Here is a 22,681-nt window from a genome sequence, read left to right on the forward strand (position 1 = left end):
CCTTGCCCGACCTGACCCCGTTTTTTTAAACTGCCTCTATTATTTTGCTTTTTTGATCTGGCGCATGGAAACCGTGCTTTAGAGTGCGGCCTCCCAATTTTTGTCTTGTGCAGCGCACTATCATGATTGCCTCTCTATGAATTTTACGAAGAAGGGCAGTGTCATGAGTGATTCCATCAAAGCATATCTGGTCGGTGGCGGTATCGGTAACCTCGCCGCCGCGGCCTTCATGATCCGCGATGCCGGCGTGGCAGGCAGCGATATCACCATTTTCGAGGCAGCGCCTTTAGCGGGCGGCAGTCTGGATGGCGGCGGCAATGCGGACACCGGCTACACCCTGCGCGGCGGCCGCATGCTCACTACCGACAACTACGAATGTACGTGGGATCTGTTCAAAAGCATCCCGTCGCTGGAACACGTGGGCCAGAGCGTGTATGACGAAACCATCGCCTTTAACGAGATGCACAAGTCGCACTCGAAGGCACGGCTGGTGGATCGCAATCGCTTCCGCCTGAACGTATCGTCTATGGGCTTCAATATGCACGAGCGCGCCGAACTGATGGCGCTGGCTGAAGCGGACGAAGAAAAGCTAGGCAACACGCCCATCACCGACTGGCTCTCGCCGGAATTCTTCGACACCAAATTCTGGTACATGTGGGCCACCACCTTTGCCTTCCAGCCGTGGCATAGCGCAGTGGAATTCAAGCGCTACCTGCATCGCTTCATGATGGAGTTCTCGCGCATCGAAACGCTGGCCGGTGTGAAGCGCACCGTCTACAACCAGTACGATTCGCTGGTGCGTCCGCTGCAGCAATGGCTGCAGGAGCAGGGCGTGCGCGTGGTGCACAACTGCAAAGTGGAAGACATCGAACTGGATGAAGATGGCGGCAATACGATTGCCGAGCGACTGCGCTGCGTGCGTGACGGCGTAGCAGAGGTTATCGAGGTACGCCCGCAGGATCTGGTGTTCTTCCAGAATGGTTCGATGACGGATGCATCGAGCTTCGGCAGCATGCATAGCGCACCGCCCAAACTGGACAAGCGTCATAGTCAGGGTTGGGCGCTGTGGGAAAAGCTGGCGGTGGATCGTCCCCAGTTCGGCAATCCTGCGGCCTTCAATGCCAGCATTCCCGAATCGTGGTGGGAGTCGTTCACTGTTACGCTGAAAGATCCGGCTTTCTTTGACAAGATGGAGCAGTTCACTGGCAATACCGATGGTACGGGCGGGCTGGTGACGTTCAAGGATTCCAACTGGCTGATGTCGGTGGTGCTGGCGCACCAGCCGCACTTTGCCGGTCAGCCGGAGGGGGTGCAGGTATTCTGGGGCTATGCGCTGCATCCAGACCGCGTGGGTAATTTCGTCGCTAAGCCTATGGCCGATTGCACGGGCGAAGAAATTCTGCGCGAACTATGCGGCCACCTGAACTTCGACATGGAGATCATGGAAAAGGCGAACTGCATCCCATGCCGTATGCCTTACATCACCAGCATGTTCATGCCACGCTTCAAGAGCGACCGTCCGCTGCCAGTGCCGACCAACTCGCGCAATCTGGCCTTTGTCAGCCAGTTCGTCGAGATACCGGAAGACGTAGTGTTCACGGTGGAATATTCGGTGCGGGCGGCGCAGATGGCCGTGTATGAACTGCTGAACGTGAAACGCGAAGTGCCACCAGTGAGCCACTACGACAAATCGTTGAAGGTGAAGCTGGAAACCCTAGTGAAAGCCTTCCGCTAGCCAGAAAACGGGGTCAGGTCGGGCAAAGTGCAGGGGTCAGGTCGGGCGTTGGTGCATTCTTTGACTTTTCTCAAGAAGCGCACCATTGCCCGACCTGACCCCTGCCGTTTGCCCGACCTGACCCCGCCGGTGACCCCGCCGGATTAGAGGAAGCGGTCGAGGATTTTTTTGCTGTGCTTGTCTAGTTCGCGCAGGTCGCGTACGAGGAAGTGGATGCCGTGGATGTCGGAGATCAAGAGCGTATCGACGGTCAGGCGGCGGATATCTTCTTCACCGCGCAGCACGAATTCCGTTTCGCCGCGATCGGTCGTCACCGTCCACGTGCACGGCGTAGCATAGCTGGTGACGTTGTGGATGCGGCTGATCTCCGGCATGAACTCGCGCCCCGCCAGTTCTTCGCGCACCAGTGCGCCCGCCTGCGCTTCGAGGTCTTCGATGCGGTCTATCCAGCCCACTTCCTTGCCATCGGTATTGACTAGCGAGATGCCGTCTTCCGGCGCCTGCACAGGAAAGGCGCGCACAGGCGCTACGCCTTCATGCACCTCGCCTTCCGGCGTGGTCAATATCAGCTTGCCGAAGGCGTTGCGGGTCAGTTTGAATTGTGTCGTCATGAGTCGGTTCTCTGCTTATTCTTCGGCCAGGGTGGCGGCATTGCGTGCCTGCGCCTGATACAGGCGGTAGTAGGCGCCTTCCAGTGCCATCAGCTCGTCGTGCGGGCCTTCCTCTACCACTTCGCCGCGATCGAGCACGATCAGGCGGTCGGCCTTCTGCAGCGTGGACAGGCGGTGTGCAATCGCAATGGTGGTGCGGCCCTGTACCAGATTCTCCAGTGCGCGCTGGATCTCTTTTTCCGTTTCCGAGTCCACCGAGGCCGTGGCTTCGTCGAGGATCAGAATCTTAGGATCGATCAGCAGGGCACGCGCAATCGAGATGCGCTGGCGCTCGCCGCCGGACAGACCCTGACCACGTTCGCCCACCATCGAATCGTAACCCTGCGGCAGACGCAGAATGAATTCGTGCGCATGCGCGGCGCGCGCTGCGGCGATGATTTCGGCGCGGGTGGCATCCGGTTTGCCATAGGCCAGATTCTCGGCAATGGTGCCGAAGAACAGGAAGGGCTCCTGTAGCACCAGACCGATATTGCGGCGGTAGTCGGATACGGCGAACGAGCGGATGTCTACACCATCGAGCATGATGGCGCCTTCGGCCACATCGTAGAAGCGGCAGATCAGGTTGACCAGCGTGGATTTGCCGGAACCGGAGTGACCCACCAGACCCACCATTTCGCCCGCTTTGATGTTCAGATTGATGCTGCGGTTGACGGCGCGGTTACCGTAGCGGAAGCCCACTTCGCGCAGGGTGATATTGCCTTCCACTTTGCCCAGTTTGACGGGATTGGCCGGTTCCGGCACCGAGGAAACGTGGTCGAGAATGTCGAAGATACGCTTGGCGGCCGATGCAGATTTCTGCGTCACGGAGACGATACGGCTCATCGAGTCGAGACGGCCGTAGAAACGGCTCGAATACGAAATGAATAAACTCAGTACACCGACCGTGATGTGGCCTTTGGAGACTTGATAGATACCGAACACCCAGATCACCAGCAGGCCGATCTCGGTCAGGAACGACACGGTAGGCGAGAACAGCGACCAGATCTTGTTGAGTTTATCGTTGACGGCCAGATTGTGCTTGTTGGCGGTGCGGAAGCGGTTGGCTTCGCGGTCTTCCTGCGCAAACGCTTTCACAACGCGGATGCCGGGGATGGTATCGGCCAGCACGTTGGTCACTTCGCCCCACACGCGGTCGATCTTTTCGAAGCCCGTGCGCAGACGGTCGCGCACCACATGGATGATCCACGCAATGAACGGCAGCGGCAGCAGCGTAATCGCGGCCATCCACGGATCGATGGTGAACAGGATCACGCCCGTCATGATGATCATCAGGCAGTCGGAGGCGAAGTCCAGAAGGTGCAGCGACAGGAACACGCAGATACGGTCACTCTCGCTACCGATACGCGACATCAGATCGCCCGTACGTTTGCCGCCGAAGTATTCGAGCGACAGCTTGAGCAGGTGTTCGTAGGTAGTGGTGCGCAGGTCGGCGCCGATGCGCTCGGACACCAGTGCCAGCACGTAGGTCTTACCCCAGCCCAGTATCCACGCGAGGATGGCCGAACCGAGCAGGCCGCTCATGTACAGCGTGACCAGATTGGTATCGACGGGCTGGCCGTTCTGGTAAGGGATCAGCACATTGTCCATCAGCGGACGGGTCAGATACGGCGGAATCATGTGGGCGCTGGTACTGAGCAGCATCAGCGTGAAGCCCAGTGCCAGCTGCCAGCGGTACGGACGGGCGAAGCGCCACAGGCGGAACAGCGTCCATGTCGACGGCGGGGTGTACACCACCTTGGTGCAGATCGGGCATTCTTCCTGTTCCGGTTCCAGCGGCGCCTTGCAGCTCGGGCAGACGTTGGCCTCTTCGCGCACTACTGGCAGGCCGGTAGCGTGGCTATCGAGGTGGGCTTCGAACTGTTCCACCAGACGGATGGCCTGCAGATTCTGCCCCAGCGTGAAACGCCATGCGCCGAGCCGGCCTTCGTCATTGAGCAGTTCGATGTGGCCGACGCCCGCATGGTCGTGATGCTGCAGACGCAGCGATTTGGTGAAATGCCAATCTTGCCAATTTTTCTCTCCCGGTGCGCGCGCCAGCAGACGCTGCTCGGTGAGCACCAGCATGCCCTTCGAAAAACGAAGTTGCGCATCCAAGTCAACCTCCAGGGCACTTACAACGTTTTCCCCTTTGGAAAGTTGTGCCTGTATCTCGGTACGCCAGCGCTCGGGCAGTTCGCTAGCGCTAGCGGCGGAGGAAAGTTGTTCAGTTGTCATTGTGCAGCGTACTCCGGAAGGGAAAAGATGGGGACTAGGCAAAATATTCACTCTGCCAGCGCCCTGTTGCGGCTGATATAAGTGCGTATTTACGGTATTCTGTCATTTGTCACAGTTTTGACGGAAAACAAGTAAATACCGGTGTTTTGTATTGGCGGCAAGTATAACGCACAGACATAAACGCTGAAACAGCTTGATGAACTTGATCGAAGCCACAGGTACAACCGGTGCTATTTGGCAGCAAGCAGTAGTTCAGGGGTTAAAATACGGCGCGGGTAGGCCACGGCTGATAACAAAGACACAAGAATAGAAACATGATCAAGAAGAAAGACATCGACATTCTGCGCGTGACGTATCTGCGCGGACCGAATATCTGGACCTATCGTCCGGTGATTGAAGCCTGGCTCGATATCGGTGAACTGGAAAACTACCCCTCGCACCTGCTGCCCGGTCTGTACGAGCGCCTGACGGCGATCCTGCCGGGGCTGATCGTGCACCGTTGCGGTGTGGGCGAACACGGTGGTTTCCTCGAACGTCTGCGCGACGGTACCTACGCTGGTCACATTCTTGAGCACGTGGTGCTGGAGTTGCAGAATCTGGCTGGCATGAAGACCGGCTTCGGCAAGACCCGCCAGATCGGTGAAGATACGGGCCTGTACAAGATGGCTTTCCGCACCCGTCAGGAACGGGTGGGCCGCGCTGCGCTGGCCGCTGGCCGCGACCTGTTGATGGCGATGATCGAAGACCGTCCGTACGACCTCGATGCCACCGTGGCCAAGCTGACCGATATGGTCGAGCGTCTGTGCCTGGGCCCGAGCACGGGCAATATCGTCGATGCTGCCGGCGTCCGCAAGATTCCATTCATCCGTCTGACCGACGGCAATCTGGTGCAACTGGGCCATGGTGCACGCCAGCGCCGCATCTGGACCGCCGAAACGGAAGATACCAGCGCGATTGCCGAAGGCATTGCCAGCGACAAGGATCTGACCAAGTCGCTACTGTCCTCGTGCGGCGTGCCCGTGCCGGAAGGTGAACTGGTGACCAACCGTGAAGCGGCGGCCGAAGCAGCCAAGGATATCGGTATGCCTGTCGCAGTGAAGCCTTACGATGGCAACCATGGCCGCGGCGTTTCGCTCAATCTGAATTCGCCGGAAGAAGTAGCGGCGGCCTACGATGTGGCGGCGCTGCGCGGCGGTAGCAAGAACGTTATCGTCGAGCGTTTCATCCCCGGCGACGAACACCGCCTGCTGGTGGTGGGCAAACGCATGGTGGCTGCGGCTGCCGGCGAATCGCTGTGGGTGACGGGCGACGGCAAATCCAACATCGTCGAACTGTGCAACCTGCAGATCAATATCGATCCGCGCCGCGGCGAAACGGAAGACCACCCGCTGGGGCTGGTCACGCCGGAAAAGAGTCCGGAAATTCTGCTGGAACTGGAACGTCAGAATCTGACCACGCAATCGGTGCCAGCCGCCGGTTTCAAAGTGCTGATCCAGCCGAACGGCAATGTGGCCATCGACGTGACCGATAAAGTGCACCCGCAGGTGGCGGCTATGGCCACGCTGGCAGCACGCGTGGTCGGTCTCGATATCGCCGGTATCGATCTGGTGGCAAGCGACATTACCCGTCCGCTGGAAGAGCAGGGCGGCGCGATTATCGAAGTCAATGCCAGCCCCGGTCTGCTGGCGCACCTGAAGCCTGCCGTGGGCGAACCGCGCAATGTGGGCGAAGCGATCGTTGACCATCTGTTCGCACCGGAGCAGGATGGCCGCATGCCTATCGTCGGCATCGCCGGCAAACACGGCACCACCATGACGGCGCGCATCATCGCCTGGCTGCTGCAGATCAGCGGCAAGAAGACGGGCCTGAGCTGCGCCGATGGCCTGTTCGTCAATGGCCGTCTGCTGCCCCGTGATGGCCTGACGGACTGGGAAACGGGCGAGCGCATGTTGCTCAACAAGAGCGTGGAAGCGGGCGTATTCGAAGCCAGCGCCCGCATGATCCTCAGCGAAGGTCTGGCCTACGACAAGTGCGCCGTAGGCGTAGTGACCGACGTCAGCGATTTCGAAGACGTCAGCGATTTCTATATCGATAGCGCCGACAAGCTGTACAACGTGCTGCGCACGCAGGTCGATGTGATCCTGCCGAGTGGTGCTGCGGTGCTGAATGCCGCCGACGAACAGGTGGTCGAAATGGCCGAACTGTGCGACGGCGCAGTGATTTTCTACGGCGTGGACGAGCATCTGGCCGCCATTGCTGCCCACCGTCAGGAAGCCGGCCGCGTGGTGTTCCAGCGTGCCGACCGCATCGTGCTGGGTGAGGGCAGTGTGGACGTGGCGACGCTGCCGCTGTCGCCACTGGTACCGCCGGAAGCCGTGCTGGCTGCGATTGCTGCCGCATGGGCGCTGGGCCTGACGCCGGATCTGATCGGCGCCGGTCTGCGCACCTTCGAGGCGACCCCGAAAAAAACACATCACTGAGAGAACACACAGATTTATGGAAGTCATCCGTACCCGCGCCCTTCGCGGCCCGAATCTCTGGAGCCACCATACCGCGGTGGAGGTTATTGTTTCGTGCCCGCCTGAGGAGCGTTCGATTGCCGGTATCGCCGGTTTCGAGCAGCGCCTGCATGCGCGCTTCCCGGCCATCGGCGCACTGCAGCCGACCGGCCATTCCGGCGATGTGCCGATGGCCCGTGTGCTGGAAGTGGCCGCCCTGAGCCTGCAGGCGCAGGCAGGCTGCCCCGTTACCTTCAGCCGTACCACGGCCACGCTGGAAGACGGCATCTACCAGACCGTAGTGGAATACAGCGAAGAAGCGGTAGGCCGTCTGGCCATGACGCTGGCAGAAAACCTGATCAATGCGGCACTGGCCGATACGCCGTTCGATCTGAAGGGCGCGCTGGCCGAGCTGGCAGAACTCGATGAAGACGTGCGTCTGGGCCCGAGCACGGGCGCCATCGTGGCCGCTGCGGTGGCACGCGACATTCCGTTCCGTCGTCTGACCGAAGGCAGCATGGTGATGTTCGGCTGGGGTTCGCGCCAGCGCCGTATTCAGGCCGCCGAAACGGATACCACCAGTGCGATCGGCGAAGCCATTGCGCAGGATAAGGAACTGACCAAGAAGCTGCTGCACGCAGCCGGTGTGCCGGTGCCTATCGGCCGCACGGCGGAAGATGCGGAAGACGCCTGGGCAGCGGCGCTGGAAATCGGCCTGCCGGTGGTGGTGAAGCCGAAGGACGGCAATCAGGGCAAGGGCGTCACGGTCAACGTGATGACCAAGGAGCATCTGGAAAAAGCCTTCAACACGGCGCGCGAATTCCGCGACGACATCATGGTCGAGCGCTATCTGCCGGGCCATGATTTCCGTCTGCTGGTGATCGGTAACAAGCTGGTGGCTGCGGCCCGCCGCGACCCGCCGCAAGTGGTGGGCGATGGCGTGCACACGGTGCGCGAACTGGTCAACATCGTCAATGCCGATCCTCGTCGCGGTAGCGGTCACTCGACTTCGCTGACCAAGATCCGTTTCGACGATATCGCACTGGCCCGTCTGGCGCTGCAGGATCTGGAAGCGGATTCGGTACCGGCCAAAGGCCAGCGCGTGATCCTGCGTAACAACGCCAATCTGTCGACCGGCGGCAGCGCCACCGACGTGACGGACGACGTGCATCCGGAAGTGGCTGCCCGTGCCGTGGAAGCGGCGCAGATGATCGGTCTGGATATCTGCGGGGTGGACGTGGTATGCGAAAGCGTGCTGCAACCAATCGAGAATCAGCGCGGCGGCGTGGTGGAAGTGAATGCCGCTCCGGGCCTGCGTATGCACATCGCGCCATCGTTCGGCAAAGGCCGGGCAGTGGGCGAAGCTATCGTCAACACCATGTTTGCACCGGGCGACAATGGCCGTATCCCCGTAGTGGCCGTGACCGGCACCAACGGCAAGACTACGACCGTGCGTCTGATTGCCCACCTGCTGACCGCTAGCGGTCTGCGTACCGGCATGACCAATACCGACGGCGTGTACATCGAAGGCCGCCAGACCGATAGCGGCGACTGCAGCGGTCCGCGCAGTGCACGCAACGTGCTGCTGCACCCTGATGTGGATGCGGCGGTATTTGAAACCGCGCGTGGCGGTGTGCTGCGTGAAGGCCTGGCCTATGACCGCTGCCAGGTAGCGGTGGTGACCAACATCGGCAATGGCGACCATCTGGGGCTGAACTACATCACCACGGTGGAAGATCTGGCCGTGCTGAAGCGCGTCATCGTCCAGAACGTGGGCGAGAGTGGTTATGCTGTGCTGAACGCCATCGATCCTATCGTGGCCGGCATGGCAGCTAACTGCCGTGGCAAAGTAATCTTCTTCGGCGCCGAGCGCGGTCATCCTGTCATCGCCACCCATCTGGCGCAGGGTAGCCGTACTGTGTATGTCGAAGATGGTCATATCGTCGCAGCTGAAGGTCAGGAACAGCACCGCATCGCGCTGAGCGAAGTGCCGATCACCCGTAATGGCACCATCGGCTTCCAGGTCGAGAACGTGATGGCCTCGGTGGCGGCAGCATGGGGCGTGGGCATTAGCTGGGATGCGATCCGTCTGGGTCTGAAAACCTTCGCCAACGATGCGCACAATGCGCCAGGCCGCTTCAACGTGTTCGACTACAAGGGCGCGACGCTGATCGCCGACTACGGCCACAATCCGGATGCGATTCTTGCACTGGTGCAGGCAGTGGAAACCATGCCGGCCAAACGCCGTGGCGTGGTGATTTCGGGCGCGGGCGACCGTCGTGACGAAGATATTCGCCAGCAGACCGAGATTCTCGGTCGTGCCTTTGATGATGTGATTCTGTACGAAGACGCCTGCCAGCGTGGCCGTGGTGATGGTGAAGTGGTGGCGCTGCTGCGCTCCGGCCTGAACAACGCACCGCGCACCAGCCACATTCAGGAAATCTTTGGCGAGTTCCTCGCCATCGATACGGCGCTGGCGCGTCTGCAGCCGGGCGATCTGTGCCTGATACTGGTGGATCAGGTGGAAGCGGCACTGGCCCACATCGCCAAACGCATTAAAGAAGCCTAAGCGTTTTCTTCGCGCGCACAAGGGCAGCTTAGGCTGCCCTTTTTTTATTCTTGATCATTATCTATAACTATTGAATCGATAAATATAATTGGTTTTTATAATAGACTCCTCTTGTTTAAAATGATTTCACTATCAAACAACGAGGAGTAATAGAAATGATTAATAACACCATCACCACCGCCTCCGGTATTCCTGTTGCCGATAACCAGAATTCGCTGACGGCCGGCCCCCGTGGCCCCGTACTGCTGCAAGACTTCCACCTGATCGAAAAACTCCAGCACTTCAACCGCGAGCGTATCCCTGAGCGTGTGGTGCACGCCAAAGGTTCGGGGGCGTATGGCACTTTCACTGTGACGCACGATATCCGCCGCTATACCAAGGCCGATCTGTTCTCCGTGATCGGCAAGAAGACCGATGTGTTTGTGCGCTTCTCTACCGTGGGCGGCGAGCGCGGTAGTGCCGATACCGAGCGCGATCCGCGCGGTTTCGCAGTACGCTTTTACACGGGGCAGGGCAACTGGGATCTGGTGGGCAATAACACGCCGATGTTCTTCATTAAGGATGGCATCAAGTTCCCCGACTTCGTGCACACCCAGAAGCGCTGCCCGCAGACCAATCTGAAGTCGCCTAGCATGATGTTCGACTTCTGGAGCAAGGCACCGGAAAGCCTGCATCAGGTCACCATGCTGTTCTCCGACCGCGGCACGCCGGATGGCTACCGCCACATGGACGGTTTCGGCAGCCACACCTTCAGCCTGATTAATGCGGCCGGTGAACGCGTATATGTGAAGTGGCACCTGAAAAGCCGCCAGGGCATCAAGAATCTGTCGGCGGCGGAAGCCACGCGCATTGCCGGTACCGATCCCGATTACGCCCAGCGCGACCTGTTCGGCGCCATCGAAGCAGGTAACTTCCCCCAGTGGGATGTGAAGCTGCAGGTGGCCACGGCAGCGGAGCTGGCAGCGTGGGAAGAACGTACGGGCTGGAATCCGTTTGATCTGACCAAGGTCTGGCCGCATAAGGACTTCCCGCTGATCCCTGTGGGCGTGATGGAACTGAACCGCAATCCGCTCAACTACCATGCGGAAGTGGAGCAGGCCGCGCTGTCGCCAGCCAACATCGTGCCCGGCATGGGCTACTCGCCGGACAAGATGCTGCAGGCACGTCTGTTCGCCTACCACGATGCACAGTTGTACCGCGTGGGCACCAACCACCAGCACCTGCCTGTGAACGCGCCACGCTGCCCGTTCCACAACCAGCAGCGCGATGGTGCGATGGCGATCTACAACGGCGGCGCCGCACAGAACTACGATACGGTGGCGGCAGCGGGCAGTGCACCGCAAGGCATGGGCCACGGCGAGCCTGCGCTGGAATTGACGGGAGCCGCAGGGCGCTACGATGGACGGGGGCAGGAAGACGACTACACCCAGGCCGGTAATCTGTTCCGTCTGATGTCGCCACAAGCGCAGCAGAACCTGTTCGATAATCTGGCCGGCCCGCTGAGTCAGGTCAGTGACGAGATTATCCAGCGTCAGCTCGCCCAGTTCGATCAGGCCGATCTTGCCTACGGTGCCGGTGTGCGTGCCGCCCTCAAGGTGCGCGGTGTGACGCTGTAACTGTTACGCTGTCGTGCCTAGCACGTCATTACATACTTCCAGCCACGCGCGTGCCGCGTGCGACAGGTAGGGGCCGCGCCATACGTGCGCGGCCTGCCATTGCAGTTCCGGCTCGACCAGTTTCAGCCTGTCCAGATGGCCGATGGCCAGCCGGTGGATCAGCGGCTCCGGCAGCAGCGCCACGCCCATGCCGGCGGACGCCATCGCCACCAGCCAGTCCCACTGCCCGCTTTGTGCGGCAATTTCCGGCGCGATGCCCGCTTGCGCAAACGCGTGGCGCAAGCTGCGGGTCAGCGCAAAATCATCGGTTAGCATCACCAGCGGCAGCGTCGCCAGTGACTTCAGCTTAAGGGTGCTGTGCTGCTTGGGAAAAGTGCCCCGTGCCGCCAGCGCCCAGATCGGATAGCTGACGATGGGCGCGGTCTGCAGCCCCAGTTGCGGATCGGCTGGCAGCACCGTCATGCCGATTTCCAGCTCGCCGCTGGCTACCTGCCGTTCCAGCGCCTGACCCGCATCTTCTTTGAGCGTGAGACGGATGCCGGGATGGCGTTTGCGGAATGCCTTCAGCACGGGAGTGAACAGCAGGTTGATCATGGGCGGTATGCCTATCGTCAGGTGACCGCTCTGGGCCGTCTGCAGATCAGCTACTTCCATCGTTAGCTGCTGCATGGCGGCCAGCATTTCCTCGCCCCGAGCAAACACCACACGCCCTGTATCCGTCAGCTGTAGCTGGCGTCCGCTGCGCAGCAGTAGCTGCGTGCCGACTTCCTGTTCCAGCTGGCGCACCATCTTGCTGATGGTGGACTGGGTGACGTTCAGCTGCTCCGCCGCCTGGGTAAAGCTGTTCAGCCTGACCGTGACCACGAAGTAGCGCAGCGAGCGTAGATCCATGAAAAAAACGACTCCAATCAGAGAATTTAAGTCATGCAGCGACTAATCCATAAATTCTATACTGAAACAAACATACAAGGAGGAGCACCAGATGTACGAACAACGCATACGCCGTCCGGAGTTGATGGGCAAGGTCATGACGGCAGCGCAGGCAGCAAGCCTGATCAAGAGCGGTATGACAGTAGGCATGAGCGGTTTCACCCGCGCCGGTGATGCCAAGGCCATGCCGCTGGCACTGGTAGAGCGCTCGCGCAGCGAACCGCTGGCATTGTCGCTGTTGACGGGCGCTTCGCTCGGCAACGATAGCGATGGCTTGATGGCCAATGCGGGCGTGGTAGCGCGCCGCATGCCGTTTCAGGCTGATGCGGCATTGCGCCGCAAGATCAACACGGGCGAGGTCATGTTCATCGATCAGCATCTGTCTGAGACGGCAGAACAACTGCGCTCGGGCGATCTGAAAGAGATCGATGTGGCGATCGTGGAAGCGGTGGCGATTACCGCCGATGGCGGCATTATCCCCAGTATGTCGGTAGGGAACACTGCCACTTTTGCCCAGCAGGCCAGACAGGTGATCGTGGAGATCAATCTGAGTACGCCGCTGGCGCTGGAAGGCTTCCACGATATCTATCTGCCCGTCGCTCGCCCGCACCGTGGCGCGATTCCGCTGCTGACGCCGTGGCAGCGCATGGGCTGGACGGCGATTCCCGTGCATCCCGACCGGATTGCCGCCATCATCATTACCGATAGTCCGGACAGCCCGTCCAATGCACTGCCGCCCGATGACGAGACAGATGCGATTGCGCGCCACGTGATCCGCTTCCTCGAAGGCGAAGTCAAGGCAGGGCGCATGGGGCCGGAACTGCGTCCGCTGCAGGCGGGCATAGGCACGATCGCCAATGCAGTGCTGCATGGCCTGATCGATTCGCCGTTCCGTAACATGACCATGTATTCCGAAGTGCTGCAGGACAGCGCCATCGAACTGCTCGATTCCGGCCAGTTGTCGATGGCCTCGGCCTCGTCGATCACGCTGTCGGCTGCCATGCACGAGAAGTTCATCCGTAATCTGGAAAGCTACCGCGAGCGCATCGTGCTGCGGCCACAGGAAATCAGCAACCATCCGGAAGTGGTGCGCCGGCTGGGCCTGATCGCGCTGAACACGGCGCTCGAATTTGATATCTATGGCAACGTCAACTCCACCCATGTGGGCGGCACCCACATGATGAATGGCATCGGCGGTTCGGGCGACTTTGCCCGTAATGCCCAGTTGTCTATCTTCGTTAGCAAATCCGTGGCCAAGGGCGGGGCGATTTCCAGCGTGGTGCCGATGGTACCGCACGTCGACCATACCGAGCATGATGTCGATGTGCTGGTGAGCGAATGGGGGCTGGCCGATCTGCGCGGACTGGCACCGCGCGAACGCGCGCCGCTGATTATCGAGCACTGCGCCCATCCCGATTATCGTCCCCAGTTGCGCGCCTATCTGGCCGAGGCGCTCAAGGGCGGAGGCCAGACGCCGCATGTGCTGGAGCAGGCGTTTGCATGGTACGGGCGCTATCAACGCGAGGGGAGCATGCTGGTAAAATAAGGGTCTCGGCACTCTCTCATTACGGATTACCATGACCATTAAAATCAGCCAGAATTTTGACTCGGGCGCGATCGAAGTACTGCGCGCTGACAGCGCAGCCGAGATCGAACTGAACCTGCGCAAAGATAACAACGCGGACATCCATCAGTGGTTCCACTTCCGCGTGCAGGGCGCGGCTGGCCAGCAACTGCGTATGCGTTTCATGAACGCCGGTTCGGCCACCTATGCCAAAGGCTATGAAGACTATCAGGCCGTGGCCAGCTACGACACGGAGACGTGGTTCCGCGTACCGACCCATTTCGATGGCGAAGTCATGACCATCAAGCATACGCCGGACACGGACAGCGTGTACTACGCCTATTTCGAGCCGTATTCGTTCGAGCGCCATCTGCGACTGCTCGGTGAAATCGGCGAGCATCCGCTGGCCCGCGTGCAGGACCTGGGCAGCACGGTGGATGGCCGTGACATGAATCTGGTGGTGGTCGGTAATCCGGACGCCGAAAAGAAAATCTGGGTTATCGCACGCCAGCATCCGGGCGAATCGATGGCCGAATGGTTCGTCGAAGGTCTGGTCGATTCGCTGCTGGACGATGCCAACCCGATCGCGCGCAAGCTGCTGCAGCGCTGCGTGTTCTACATCGTGCCGAACATGAATCCGGACGGCTCCGTGCGCGGCAATCTGCGTACCAATGCGGCCGGTGCCAACCTGAATCGCGAATGGATGACGCCGACGCTGGAACGCAGCCCTGAAGTGCTGTGCGTGAAAGAGAAAATGCATGCCACCGGCATCGACATGTTCTTCGACATACACGGCGACGAAGCGCTGCCTTACAACTTCGTGGCCGGTAACGAAATGCTGGAAAACTTCAGCGAAGAGCGCCGCGTGGCGCAGCAGGCCTTTATCGACCGCTACAAGGCAGCCAGCCCGGACTTCCAGGATAAGTATGGCTACGCGGCCAGCAAGTACAAGGAAGATATGCTGACGCTGGCTTCCAAGTATGTGGGCCACCATTTCGGCTGCCTCGCGGTGACCTTGGAAATGCCGTTTAAGGATAACGCCGATCTGCCAGATCCACGCGTGGGCTGGAACGGTGCCCGCAGTGCGGCGCTGGGCGCGGCCATGCTGCAGCCTATCCTGCTGTCGCTGGACGACTGAGATGGGTGTCGAGATCGAGCGCAAGTTCCTATTGCGCGGCGATGCGTGGCGTAGCATGGGCCAGCCGGTCCTGCTGCGTCAGGGCTATCTGTCCTCGCACAAGGAACGGGTGGTGCGCGTGCGCATCGAAGGCGAGCGCGGCGTCATGACCATCAAGGGGCGCAATGTGGGCGCCGTGCGCGGTGAGTGGGAGTACGAGATTCCGCTGGCCGACGCGGCCGAATTGCTGCTGCTGTGCGAGCAGCCCCTGATCGAGAAATACCGCAGCCGCGTCGACTACGCAGGCCATGTGTGGGAAATCGACGAGTTCCTCGGCGTGAATGCGGGACTGGTGGTGGCCGAGATCGAACTGGACAGCGAAGCCGAACAGTTCGAGCTACCCGAGTGGGTCGGCGAGGAAGTCACCAGCGATGTGCGTTATCTCAACTCCAGTCTGATCAAGCACCCGTATTCGGCTTGGTAAAGAGTGCGCTGTCGCCTATGCTGTAAGCATGGACGACAGCGAATTCTACGCGCTCAAAGCGCACTACGAAGCGATAGTGCCGACCTTGGCAACCAAGGCCGATATTGAAAAGCTACGTGTTGAAATGCTCCATATGGTGGCGGAAACACATAAGTGGATGGTGGCCTCCATGATAGGACTGTTTATCGGCTTTGGTGGCTTGGGCATTGCCATGGGGCAGATACTTAAACCGATTGCTGGCTCTGCACAAGCTGCTCCGCCACAGCCCATCATTCTTTATGTCACGCCGCCAGTGCCGCCAGAAGTGAAAAAGCCCTCGTAATCGAGGGCTTTTGTTTTAATGGAAGTGCTCGGTGCCGGTGGGGGCGTCTTCGGGCATTTCGGCGTGCGCCAGTTCGCCCAGCGGATCGGCGAACAGCGGGGCGCCGCAGTCGTCGCAGAACTCGGCCACATAGCGCTCGCTATGTTTTTTCACCTGCGTGACACCGGCTGCGTTGAGCTGCGCGGTGATCTCGTCCACCGGCGTGACGGGCTTCTGCTGCAGGCCGCCGAAGCCGCCTTGCAGCGGGCCTTCCGGCGGTGTGCCGTCTTCGTCTTCCTGCCCGTACAGCGGCCACACCACGCCATACATCACATCGTTGGAATTACGCTGGGTGAAGGCGACGCGGTATTCGTCGATCTGGCCATCGGCGCTTTCCTCGCCGAAGCCGGCGATCACCGCGCGCAGACCCGCCGGTTCCATGCCCAGCGTGTGGGTCAGATAGTGCACGGCAGCGCGGATCGAGACAGGGCGGATCTGTTTGTCCGCTTCGCGGCAGGCCATGTAATAGGCTTCCGGCAGCAGCAGTTCCACGCCGCAGCCCGGCAGCAGGCGGCTGACGGTAGGCGTGACCTGATTGCGCCACTGCTCGAGCGCATTCGCGCGTTCGGCCGCGTAGTTGCTCTGCAAGGCAGGCATCTGCCAGCGGAACAGCGGGGTGCCGGCCGGTGCCGCCACGGCCACCAGCAGGTAGCGCGTGTCTGCGAGGAAGGGAGCCGTTTCTGGTGTTTTGCTGTCGGCTTTCAGAGCCGTGCCTTTGATGGCAGCCTGACCCAGCTTCTGCACTTTGCCGAAGGTTTCTACATGGCTGCGCGGCAGCTGGTCGATCGAATACAGCGTGGGCGCCATGGCCATGTGGGTGCCATCGGCCAGCAGGTGGGCGCCGAAATGGGCCGACAGCGTGCTCAGGATATCGGCCGGGATGGGGCCGGAAGCGATAGCAAAACGGGTCCATGCGAGGATGGGCGCGGCCACCAGCAGTACATCGTAGGCTTTGCTCACGCCATCCGTTTCGATCTGCAGGGTGGCCGATTCGCTGACGGCTTCCACGCTATCCATCAGGATGTCGTAGGCATTCAGGTCTTCCTTGAACAACTGGTTCAGGGTGGCGTCGATAGTGTCCTGATGGCCAGTCTTGAGGAGCTTCTGCAACTGCGCATCGAGGCTGAGTTCCCATGTCCGCTCTTCGATCCGGCTGGCCGCCTGACCTACGGCATTGGCGTAGGTGACCAGACGCTGGCTTTCGGCAGACAATTTTTGGGATGAATCTTTAGAAGGACGACGCATAACGCAATAAGAGTCTCATAAAAGTGGAAAAAGCGGATCAGTCAAACAAATGATAACCCTTATGACTCTATTGTAGATGATAAGCGTACAAGACGAAAAAAACGCCGGCATTGTGCCGGCGTGGTGTTGTGCGAGCTGGATCAGAGTAGGGCGCTTAGCTGGCCAGCAACTGGCGCAGCACGAACGGCAGGATACCGCCGTGCTTGTAGTAGTCCACTTCGATCGGCGTGTCGATACGCAGCAGCACTTTGACTTCCTGTGCCGGCTGGCCGTCACGGTGGATCACCAGCGTGGCCTGCTGTTGCGGTTTGATTTCGCCATCCAGACCTTTGAGGTCATAGGTTTCCTTACCCGTGATGCCGAGCGATTCGACACTGTCGTTGCCGAGGAACTGCAGCGGCAGCACGCCCATGCCCACCAGATTCGAGCGGTGAATACGTTCGAACGAACGCACGATCACGGCTTTTACGCCCAGCAGCTGGGTGCCCTTGGCGGCCCAGTCACGCGACGAGCCGGTGCCGTATTCTTCACCGCCGAATACCATGGTCGGCGTGCCTTCGGCCACGTACTTCATGGCTGCATCGTAAATCGACATCTGTTCGCCGCTAGGCTGGTGGATGGTGATGCCGCCTTCGACGGCCGAACCGTCGGCCTTGGCTGGGATCATCTTGTTCTTGATGCGCACGTTGGCGAAGGTGCCGCGCATCATGATCTCGTGGTTGCCGCGGCGCGAGCCGTAGGAATTGAAATCAGCCTTCAGCACGCCATTGGCCAGCAGCCATTTTCCGGCCGGGCCGTCTTCCTTGATCGAACCGGCAGGGGAGATGTGGTCGGTGGTGATGGAGTCCCCGAATACGCCCAGCGCACGGGCGCCCGTGATGCCGGTGGCCGCTGCTTTCGGCGTCATCTCGAAGCCATCGAAGAACGGTGGCTCGGCGATATAGGTGGAGGCGGGCCAGTTGTAGACCTGACCTTCCGTGCTCGACACATCTTCCCACAGTTTGCCCGGATTGCCTTTCACGTCGGCGTAGTTGGCCTTGAACACTTTCGCGTTCATGGCGAACTTTATCAGCTTGGCGATCTCTTTCGAGGTCGGCCAGATATCGCCCAGATACACGTCCTTGCCATCTTTGCCTTTGCCCACCGGTTCGGTCATCAGATCGACCGTCATGTTGCCGGCGATGGCGTAAGCCACTACCAGCGGTGGCGAAGCGAGGAAGTTGGAGCGGATATTCGGGTGGATACGCGCTTCGAAGTTACGGTTACCGGACAGCACGGCGGAAGCCACAATGTCGTTGCTGGTGATGGCAGCATTCAGTTCCGGCGTCAGGTCGCCAGCGTTACCGATACAGGTCGTGCAGCCGTAGGCCGTGACGCCGAAGCCCAGCTGTTCCAGATACGGCAGCAGGCCGGCTGCGCCCAGATATTCCGTCACCACGCGCGAGCCGGGCGCCAGCGACGTCTTGATGTGTGGCGCTACGCTCAGACCCGCTTCCACCGCCTTCTTGGCCAGCAGACCGGCGGCCAGCAGCACGCTAGGGTTGGAGGTATTGGTGCAGGAAGTAATCGCTGCGATCAGCACGTCGCCGTTCTTGACGTTGACGCCATTGCTGGTGGTGTAGACGGCGCCCAGATCTTCGGCTTTTTTGTTGAAGCCGTTGTCTTTGGTCGGTTTAGAGAACAGTTCGGTGAAGTTATTCTTGACCTGACCGATCTCGATGCGGTCCTGCGGACGTTTCGGGCCGGCCAGCGAAGGCGTTACCGAAGTCAGATTCAGTTCCACCACACGGGTGTAATCGATCTCGCCCGCTTTCGGCACGCCGTACAGACCCTGTGCCTTGAAGTAGGCAGCAAAGGCGGCGATTTCGTCCTTGCTGCGGCCGGTACCTTCGAAGTATTCGACGGTGGCGTCATCGACGGGGAAGAAGCCCATGGTGGCGCCGTATTCGGGTGCCATGTTGGCGATGGTGGCGCGGTCGGTCAGCGACAGCGTCTCGGTACCCTCGCCGAAGAACTCGACGAACTTGCCGACGACTTTTTCTTTGCGCAGCAGTTCGGTAATGGTCAGTACCAGATCGGTGGCGGTGCAGCCTTCGCGCAGCACGCCCGTCAGGTTCACGCCGATCACGTCCGGCGTCAGGAAGTACACGGGCTGGCCCAGCATGCCTGCTTCCGCCTCGATGCCGCCCACGCCCCAGCCGACCACGCCGATACCGTTGATCATGGTGGTGTGCGAGTCGGTGCCCACCAGCGTATCAGGGTAGTACACCCCTTCGCTGGTTTTGTGCACGCCGCGTGCCAGATATTCGAGATTGACCTGATGGACGATGCCGAAGCCCGGTGGCACCACGCCGAAAGTATCGAAGGCCTGCATCCCCCACTTCATGAACTGGTAGCGCTCGTTATTGCGCGAGAATTCCAGCTTCATGTTCAGGTCCAGCGCGCCTTTTTCGCGGAAGTGGTCGATGGTGACCGAGTGGTCGACCACCAGATCGACCGGCACCAGCGGTTCGATCTTCTTGGCGTTCACGCCCATCTTGTAGGCCACGTTACGCATGGCGGCCAGATCGGCCAGCAGCGGCACACCGGTGAAGTCCTGCAGCACGACGCGGGCCACCACGAACGGGATTTCGTCCACGCGCTCCGCCGTCGCACCCCAGTTAGCCAGTTGCTTGACGTGTTCTTCGGTGACTTTTTTGCCGTCGCAGTTACGCAGCACGGATTCCAGTACCACGCGGATCGAGACAGGCAGGCGCGAGATTTTCGCCCCCAGACTCTGCTCCAGTGCCGGCAGCGAGTAGAACTTGCCGGCTTTGCCGGCGATATCGAATTCCTTGAGCGTATTGAGCGTATTGTGTGCCATGACTTCTCCTAGGTTTGGGGTGTCGTCGGTGCGATGGGAATACCCTGCCGGCGGCAGAGGATTACTGCAGGCTGGTGCCGGTGGCCGCCGCTTCGTTGGCAGCCAGCGGTTTCATCTGTTCGGCGTTGCGGCATTCGTTAGCCAGCTGGCGACCCTGTTTCGAGTCCAGCAGCATGCCCTTGGCAGGAATGCCGATCCAGACCAGACCATACACATGGTTTTCAAAGCGGTTAGCGCCCGTGCTGGTACCCACGCGGGTCAGACGGTGCAGACGTTTTTTCCAGCGCAGGGCGATGTGGGCATCGTCATTGGCGTTTTCGTAGATGGTGATTTTGTTGCCCAGTTCGCAATCGAAGTCGGTCGCCGACGATTCGTGCACGGAGGGTTCGGCCACATCTTCATCCAGCGGTTTGGCTTCTGCCGCTTTGGCAGCAGGTTTGGCCTTGGCAGTTTTTTTGCTGGCGGCCTTGGCTGGCGCATTGTCAGCGTGGGCAGCAGTGCTCAGAGTGAGGGCGGTAAACGACAGGCTGCATGCCAGCAGCAGTTGGGCGAGAGACATGGTGGTACTTCCAGAAAGAGGTTATTTGGTGTTGCCGTTGAGCAGGCCGAGCGCCGTTTCGGGCAGGCTTAAGCCGGCCAGTTTGGCCCGCTGCAGCACAGTCCAATAGTATCTGTAGCTAGCGCGGTCATGCAAGCGGCCATTCTGCGAAATCGGGCCCCATTGCACTGCTGCAGCTTCTAGCAGAATCGCCGTGGCGTCATTGACTTCGGACATGCGCGGCGTAAAGGTTTTGATGATGGGCTTGATCTGGTCCGGATGGATGCTCCACATCCGCGTGAAGCCGAATTCGGCTGCGGCACGCTGGGCATCGTTGGCCGCCACAGCGGCATCCTTGATGTCGGTGGTGACATTGTGCGAAGGCACTTTGCCGTGCGCGTGGCAGGCCGCCGCGACTTCGAGCTTGGCGCGCACCACCAGCGGGTGGGTGAACTGGCCCGGCGTACGCATGGCGCTGGCCGGAATCGCGCCGTAGTGCGAGGAAACGAAGTCCATGATGCCGAACGACAGGCACTGCACCTGCGGCAGGGCAGCGATGGCATAGGCATCGTGCAGCGCTTCGTGGGTTTCGATCAGCACGTGCACGGGCAAGTCTTTACGGCCAGCCTTGCTGGCGTGGGTGTTGATCAGCTTGATCGCCGCCGTGACTTCCTTGGCGCTATGCACCTTGGGCAGCACGATATACGCGAGTTTGCTGGCAGCGGTGCAGATGATCTCGACATCGGTGGCGAAGTGCGGACTGGCAATGTCGTGCACGCGCGCGCCAATGCGGTTGAACTTGTTGTCGTCCGACATGACCAGCGCCGCGACGAGGCGGGCGTGCTCGATTTCGTTACCGGCACTGGCGCCGTCTTCGCAATCGAGGGTGATATCGAACAGGGGGCCAAGTTCTTGTTGCAAGGCAATCGATTTGCGCATCAGCTTTTCGCTGCCGGCGTAATGGTCACAAGCTGGCAGCAGCAAGGGTTGGCGATTGCCCTGGAATAAAACCTCGGATGGATGCATGCGGGATATGTCTGGAACTACGGAGGGGTGAGATGGGGCTGCCGCGCTGCTGTCAGCAGCGCGGCGAGTGCGGCGGAGCGGTGGTTTAACCGGTTCCACTTACGCGGAAGGGAGTGAGGAGTTCAGCCCGGCTTATGGCAGCAGGTGCTTAACGCCTTCGCGCTCTTCGGTCAGTTCTTTCAGGGTGATGTTGATGCGCTCTTGCGAGAATGCATCGATTTCCAGACCTTGAACGATTTTGTATTCGCCGTTTTCGGTGGTGACAGGGAAGCCGAACACGGTGCCTTCAGGGATGCCGTAGGAACCGTCCGATGGGATACCCATGGTGGTCCACTTGCCAGCGGTGCCCAGTACCCAGTCGTGGATGTGGTCGATAGCAGCGTTGGCAGCCGAAGCAGCCGACGACAGGCCGCGTGCCTCGATGATGGCGGCGCCGCGCTTGCCTACGGTAGGCAGGAAGGTGTTAGCGTTCCAGTCCTGATCGTTGATCATGTCTTTTACCGAAGCGCCGTCGATGGTAGCGAAGCGGTAGTCAGCGTACATGGTTGGCGAGTGGTTGCCCCATACGCACAGTTTTTCGATGTCTTTAACAGCTTTGCCGGTTTTGGCAGCGATTTGCGACAGTGCGCGGTTGTGGTCCAGACGCAGCATGGCGGTGAAGTTTTTAGCTGGCAGCGATGGTGCCGACTTCATGGCGATGTAGGCGTTGGTGTTGGCTGGGTTGCCGACCACCAGAACTTTAACGTTGCGCGAAGCGACGGCGTCCAGTGCTTTACCTTGTACGGTGAAGATCTGGGCGTTGGCTTCCAGCAGGTCTTTACGCTCCATGCCTGGGCCACGTGGACGTGCGCCAACCAGAACGGCGACGTCGGCATCTTTGAAGGCCGTCATAGGGTCGGAGTGGGCGGTCATTTCGGTCAGCAGCGGGAAAGCGCAGTCGTCGATTTCCATCATGACGCCCTTCAGTGCTTTCTGTGCTTTTTCGTCAGCAATTTCCAATAGTTGCAGAATAACTGGTTGGTCTTTGCCCAGCATGTCGCCATTGGCGATGCGGAACAGCAGAGCGTAACCGATTTGGCCGGCGGCGCCGGTAACAGCAACACGCATTGGGGTTTTTGCCATGATGAATCTCCAAAGTGGGAATAAAACGTTCTCTAAGCGGGGCCAGTACCGGCCCGGGGGAAACCGTAATCATACTGCATTTGAGTGCTGGCAGGAGTGCCGGAAGGGTGGTCAGACGGGTTGCTGCA

At 60.1% G+C, this 22,681-nt stretch carries 16 protein-coding genes; 8 read left to right on the top strand and 8 right to left on the bottom strand.

Annotation, left to right across the window (positions count from 1 at the left end; genetic code table 11):
• Nucleotides 1-163 precede the first annotated feature (163 nt).
• Nucleotides 164-1,735 (top strand): oleate hydratase, encoded by a 1,572-nt coding sequence (locus ABNT42_RS07210; protein WP_348695887.1) that lies wholly within the window; start codon nt 164-166, stop codon nt 1,733-1,735.
• 143 nt (nt 1,736-1,878) lie between these two features.
• On the opposite strand, the gene ABNT42_RS07215 is transcribed toward ABNT42_RS07210, so the two are convergent.
• Together ABNT42_RS07215 and ABNT42_RS07220 are read right to left on the bottom strand one after the other, a co-directional pair.
• Nucleotides 1,879-2,346 carry a DUF1854 domain-containing protein gene (locus ABNT42_RS07215; protein ID WP_348695889.1) on the bottom strand — a complete coding sequence of 156 codons (468 nt, stop codon included), beginning with the start codon at nt 2,344-2,346 and terminating at the stop codon, nt 1,879-1,881.
• A gap of 15 nt (nt 2,347-2,361) precedes the next feature.
• The gene (locus tag ABNT42_RS07220) at nt 2,362-4,620 is read right to left on the bottom strand and encodes an ABC transporter ATP-binding protein (RefSeq protein WP_348695891.1); all 2,259 of its coding nucleotides are present in this window, start codon (nt 4,618-4,620) and stop codon (nt 2,362-2,364) included.
• Nucleotides 4,621-4,934: 314 nt separating this feature from the next.
• Here ABNT42_RS07220 and cphA (ABNT42_RS07225) point away from each other — a divergent pair, with 314 nt between their 5' ends.
• From cphA (ABNT42_RS07225) to ABNT42_RS07235, 3 genes are all read left to right on the top strand, one after another.
• Complete coding sequence (gene cphA / locus ABNT42_RS07225; RefSeq protein WP_348695894.1) at nt 4,935-7,100, top strand: cyanophycin synthetase; 2,166 nt, start codon at nt 4,935-4,937, stop codon at nt 7,098-7,100.
• 16 nt (nt 7,101-7,116) lie between these two features.
• Nucleotides 7,117-9,687: a cyanophycin synthetase gene (gene cphA, locus ABNT42_RS07230; protein WP_348695897.1), complete on the top strand. Its 2,571-nt coding sequence runs from the start codon at nt 7,117-7,119 to the stop codon at nt 9,685-9,687.
• 155 nt (nt 9,688-9,842) lie between these two features.
• Nucleotides 9,843-11,303 (top strand): catalase, encoded by a 1,461-nt coding sequence (locus ABNT42_RS07235; protein WP_348695899.1) that lies wholly within the window; start codon nt 9,843-9,845, stop codon nt 11,301-11,303.
• Nucleotides 11,304-11,306: 3 nt separating this feature from the next.
• Here the strand turns inward: ABNT42_RS07235 and ABNT42_RS07240 are convergent, their stop codons facing one another.
• Nucleotides 11,307-12,194: a LysR substrate-binding domain-containing protein gene (locus tag ABNT42_RS07240; protein WP_348695902.1), complete on the bottom strand. Its 888-nt coding sequence runs from the start codon at nt 12,192-12,194 to the stop codon at nt 11,307-11,309.
• 91 nt (nt 12,195-12,285) lie between these two features.
• Between ABNT42_RS07240 and ABNT42_RS07245 the strand changes: the two genes are divergently transcribed.
• Genes ABNT42_RS07245 through ABNT42_RS07260 form a run of 4 tightly spaced genes read left to right on the top strand, consistent with a single transcriptional unit; the run spans nt 12,286 to nt 15,720 of the window.
• Nucleotides 12,286-13,779: an acetyl-CoA hydrolase/transferase family protein gene (locus tag ABNT42_RS07245; protein WP_348695906.1), complete on the top strand. Its 1,494-nt coding sequence runs from the start codon at nt 12,286-12,288 to the stop codon at nt 13,777-13,779.
• 31 nt (nt 13,780-13,810) lie between these two features.
• Entirely contained in the window at nt 13,811-14,935 is a 1,125-nt protein-coding gene (locus tag ABNT42_RS07250; protein WP_348695909.1) for a M14-type cytosolic carboxypeptidase, read from the top strand.
• 1 nt (nt 14,936) lies between these two features.
• A complete protein-coding gene (locus ABNT42_RS07255; RefSeq protein ID WP_348695912.1) occupies nt 14,937-15,398 on the top strand; it encodes a CYTH domain-containing protein in 462 nt (153 codons plus the stop codon).
• 28 nt (nt 15,399-15,426) lie between these two features.
• Nucleotides 15,427-15,720 carry a hypothetical protein gene (locus tag ABNT42_RS07260; protein ID WP_348695915.1) on the top strand — a complete coding sequence of 98 codons (294 nt, stop codon included), beginning with the start codon at nt 15,427-15,429 and terminating at the stop codon, nt 15,718-15,720.
• A 15-nt stretch (nt 15,721-15,735) separates the two neighbouring features.
• On the opposite strand, the gene ABNT42_RS07265 is transcribed toward ABNT42_RS07260, so the two are convergent.
• The 5 genes from ABNT42_RS07265 to ABNT42_RS07285 all read right to left on the bottom strand — a co-directional run bounded on the left by ABNT42_RS07265 (nt 15,736) and on the right by ABNT42_RS07285 (nt 22,553).
• The gene (locus ABNT42_RS07265) at nt 15,736-17,004 is read right to left on the bottom strand and encodes a DUF2863 family protein (RefSeq protein ID WP_348695918.1); all 1,269 of its coding nucleotides are present in this window, start codon (nt 17,002-17,004) and stop codon (nt 15,736-15,738) included.
• A gap of 154 nt (nt 17,005-17,158) precedes the next feature.
• Nucleotides 17,159-19,867, bottom strand: coding sequence for an aconitate hydratase AcnA (acnA, locus tag ABNT42_RS07270; protein ID WP_348695921.1), 2,709 nt, complete (start codon nt 19,865-19,867; stop codon nt 17,159-17,161).
• 61 nt (nt 19,868-19,928) lie between these two features.
• The gene (locus ABNT42_RS07275) at nt 19,929-20,426 is read right to left on the bottom strand and encodes a hypothetical protein (protein WP_348695924.1); all 498 of its coding nucleotides are present in this window, start codon (nt 20,424-20,426) and stop codon (nt 19,929-19,931) included.
• A 21-nt stretch (nt 20,427-20,447) separates the two neighbouring features.
• A complete protein-coding gene (locus ABNT42_RS07280) occupies nt 20,448-21,431 on the bottom strand; it encodes an aldolase/citrate lyase family protein (protein ID WP_348695926.1) in 984 nt (327 codons plus the stop codon).
• A 132-nt stretch (nt 21,432-21,563) separates the two neighbouring features.
• The gene (locus ABNT42_RS07285) at nt 21,564-22,553 is read right to left on the bottom strand and encodes a malate dehydrogenase (protein ID WP_348695929.1); all 990 of its coding nucleotides are present in this window, start codon (nt 22,551-22,553) and stop codon (nt 21,564-21,566) included.
• Between the last annotated feature and the right edge of the window lie 128 nt (nt 22,554-22,681).

This window comes from Duganella fentianensis, from assembly GCF_964031615.1.
Lineage (GTDB): Bacteria > Pseudomonadota > Gammaproteobacteria > Burkholderiales > Burkholderiaceae_D > Rugamonas > Rugamonas fentianensis_A.

Bases quoted from the DNA above. Each gene is read 5' to 3' on its own strand.
- cphA (WP_348695894.1), top strand. From the start codon at position 4,935: ATGATCAAGAAGAAAGACATCGACATTCTGCGCGTGACGTATCTGCGC.
- ABNT42_RS07210 (WP_348695887.1), top strand. From the start codon at position 164: ATGAGTGATTCCATCAAAGCATATCTGGTCGGTGGCGGTATCGGTAAC.
- acnA (WP_348695921.1), bottom strand. From the start codon at position 19,867: ATGGCACACAATACGCTCAATACGCTCAAGGAATTCGATATCGCCGGC.
- ABNT42_RS07245 (WP_348695906.1), top strand. From the start codon at position 12,286: ATGTACGAACAACGCATACGCCGTCCGGAGTTGATGGGCAAGGTCATG.
- ABNT42_RS07285 (WP_348695929.1), bottom strand. From the start codon at position 22,553: ATGGCAAAAACCCCAATGCGTGTTGCTGTTACCGGCGCCGCCGGCCAA.
- ABNT42_RS07240 (WP_348695902.1), bottom strand. From the start codon at position 12,194: ATGGATCTACGCTCGCTGCGCTACTTCGTGGTCACGGTCAGGCTGAAC.
- cphA (WP_348695897.1), top strand. From the start codon at position 7,117: ATGGAAGTCATCCGTACCCGCGCCCTTCGCGGCCCGAATCTCTGGAGC.
- ABNT42_RS07220 (WP_348695891.1), bottom strand. From the start codon at position 4,620: ATGACAACTGAACAACTTTCCTCCGCCGCTAGCGCTAGCGAACTGCCC.
- ABNT42_RS07275 (WP_348695924.1), bottom strand. From the start codon at position 20,426: ATGTCTCTCGCCCAACTGCTGCTGGCATGCAGCCTGTCGTTTACCGCC.
- ABNT42_RS07215 (WP_348695889.1), bottom strand. From the start codon at position 2,346: ATGACGACACAATTCAAACTGACCCGCAACGCCTTCGGCAAGCTGATA.
- ABNT42_RS07250 (WP_348695909.1), top strand. From the start codon at position 13,811: ATGACCATTAAAATCAGCCAGAATTTTGACTCGGGCGCGATCGAAGTA.
- ABNT42_RS07260 (WP_348695915.1), top strand. From the start codon at position 15,427: ATGGACGACAGCGAATTCTACGCGCTCAAAGCGCACTACGAAGCGATA.
- ABNT42_RS07265 (WP_348695918.1), bottom strand. From the start codon at position 17,004: ATGCGTCGTCCTTCTAAAGATTCATCCCAAAAATTGTCTGCCGAAAGC.
- ABNT42_RS07255 (WP_348695912.1), top strand. From the start codon at position 14,937: ATGGGTGTCGAGATCGAGCGCAAGTTCCTATTGCGCGGCGATGCGTGG.
- ABNT42_RS07280 (WP_348695926.1), bottom strand. From the start codon at position 21,431: ATGCATCCATCCGAGGTTTTATTCCAGGGCAATCGCCAACCCTTGCTG.
- ABNT42_RS07235 (WP_348695899.1), top strand. From the start codon at position 9,843: ATGATTAATAACACCATCACCACCGCCTCCGGTATTCCTGTTGCCGAT.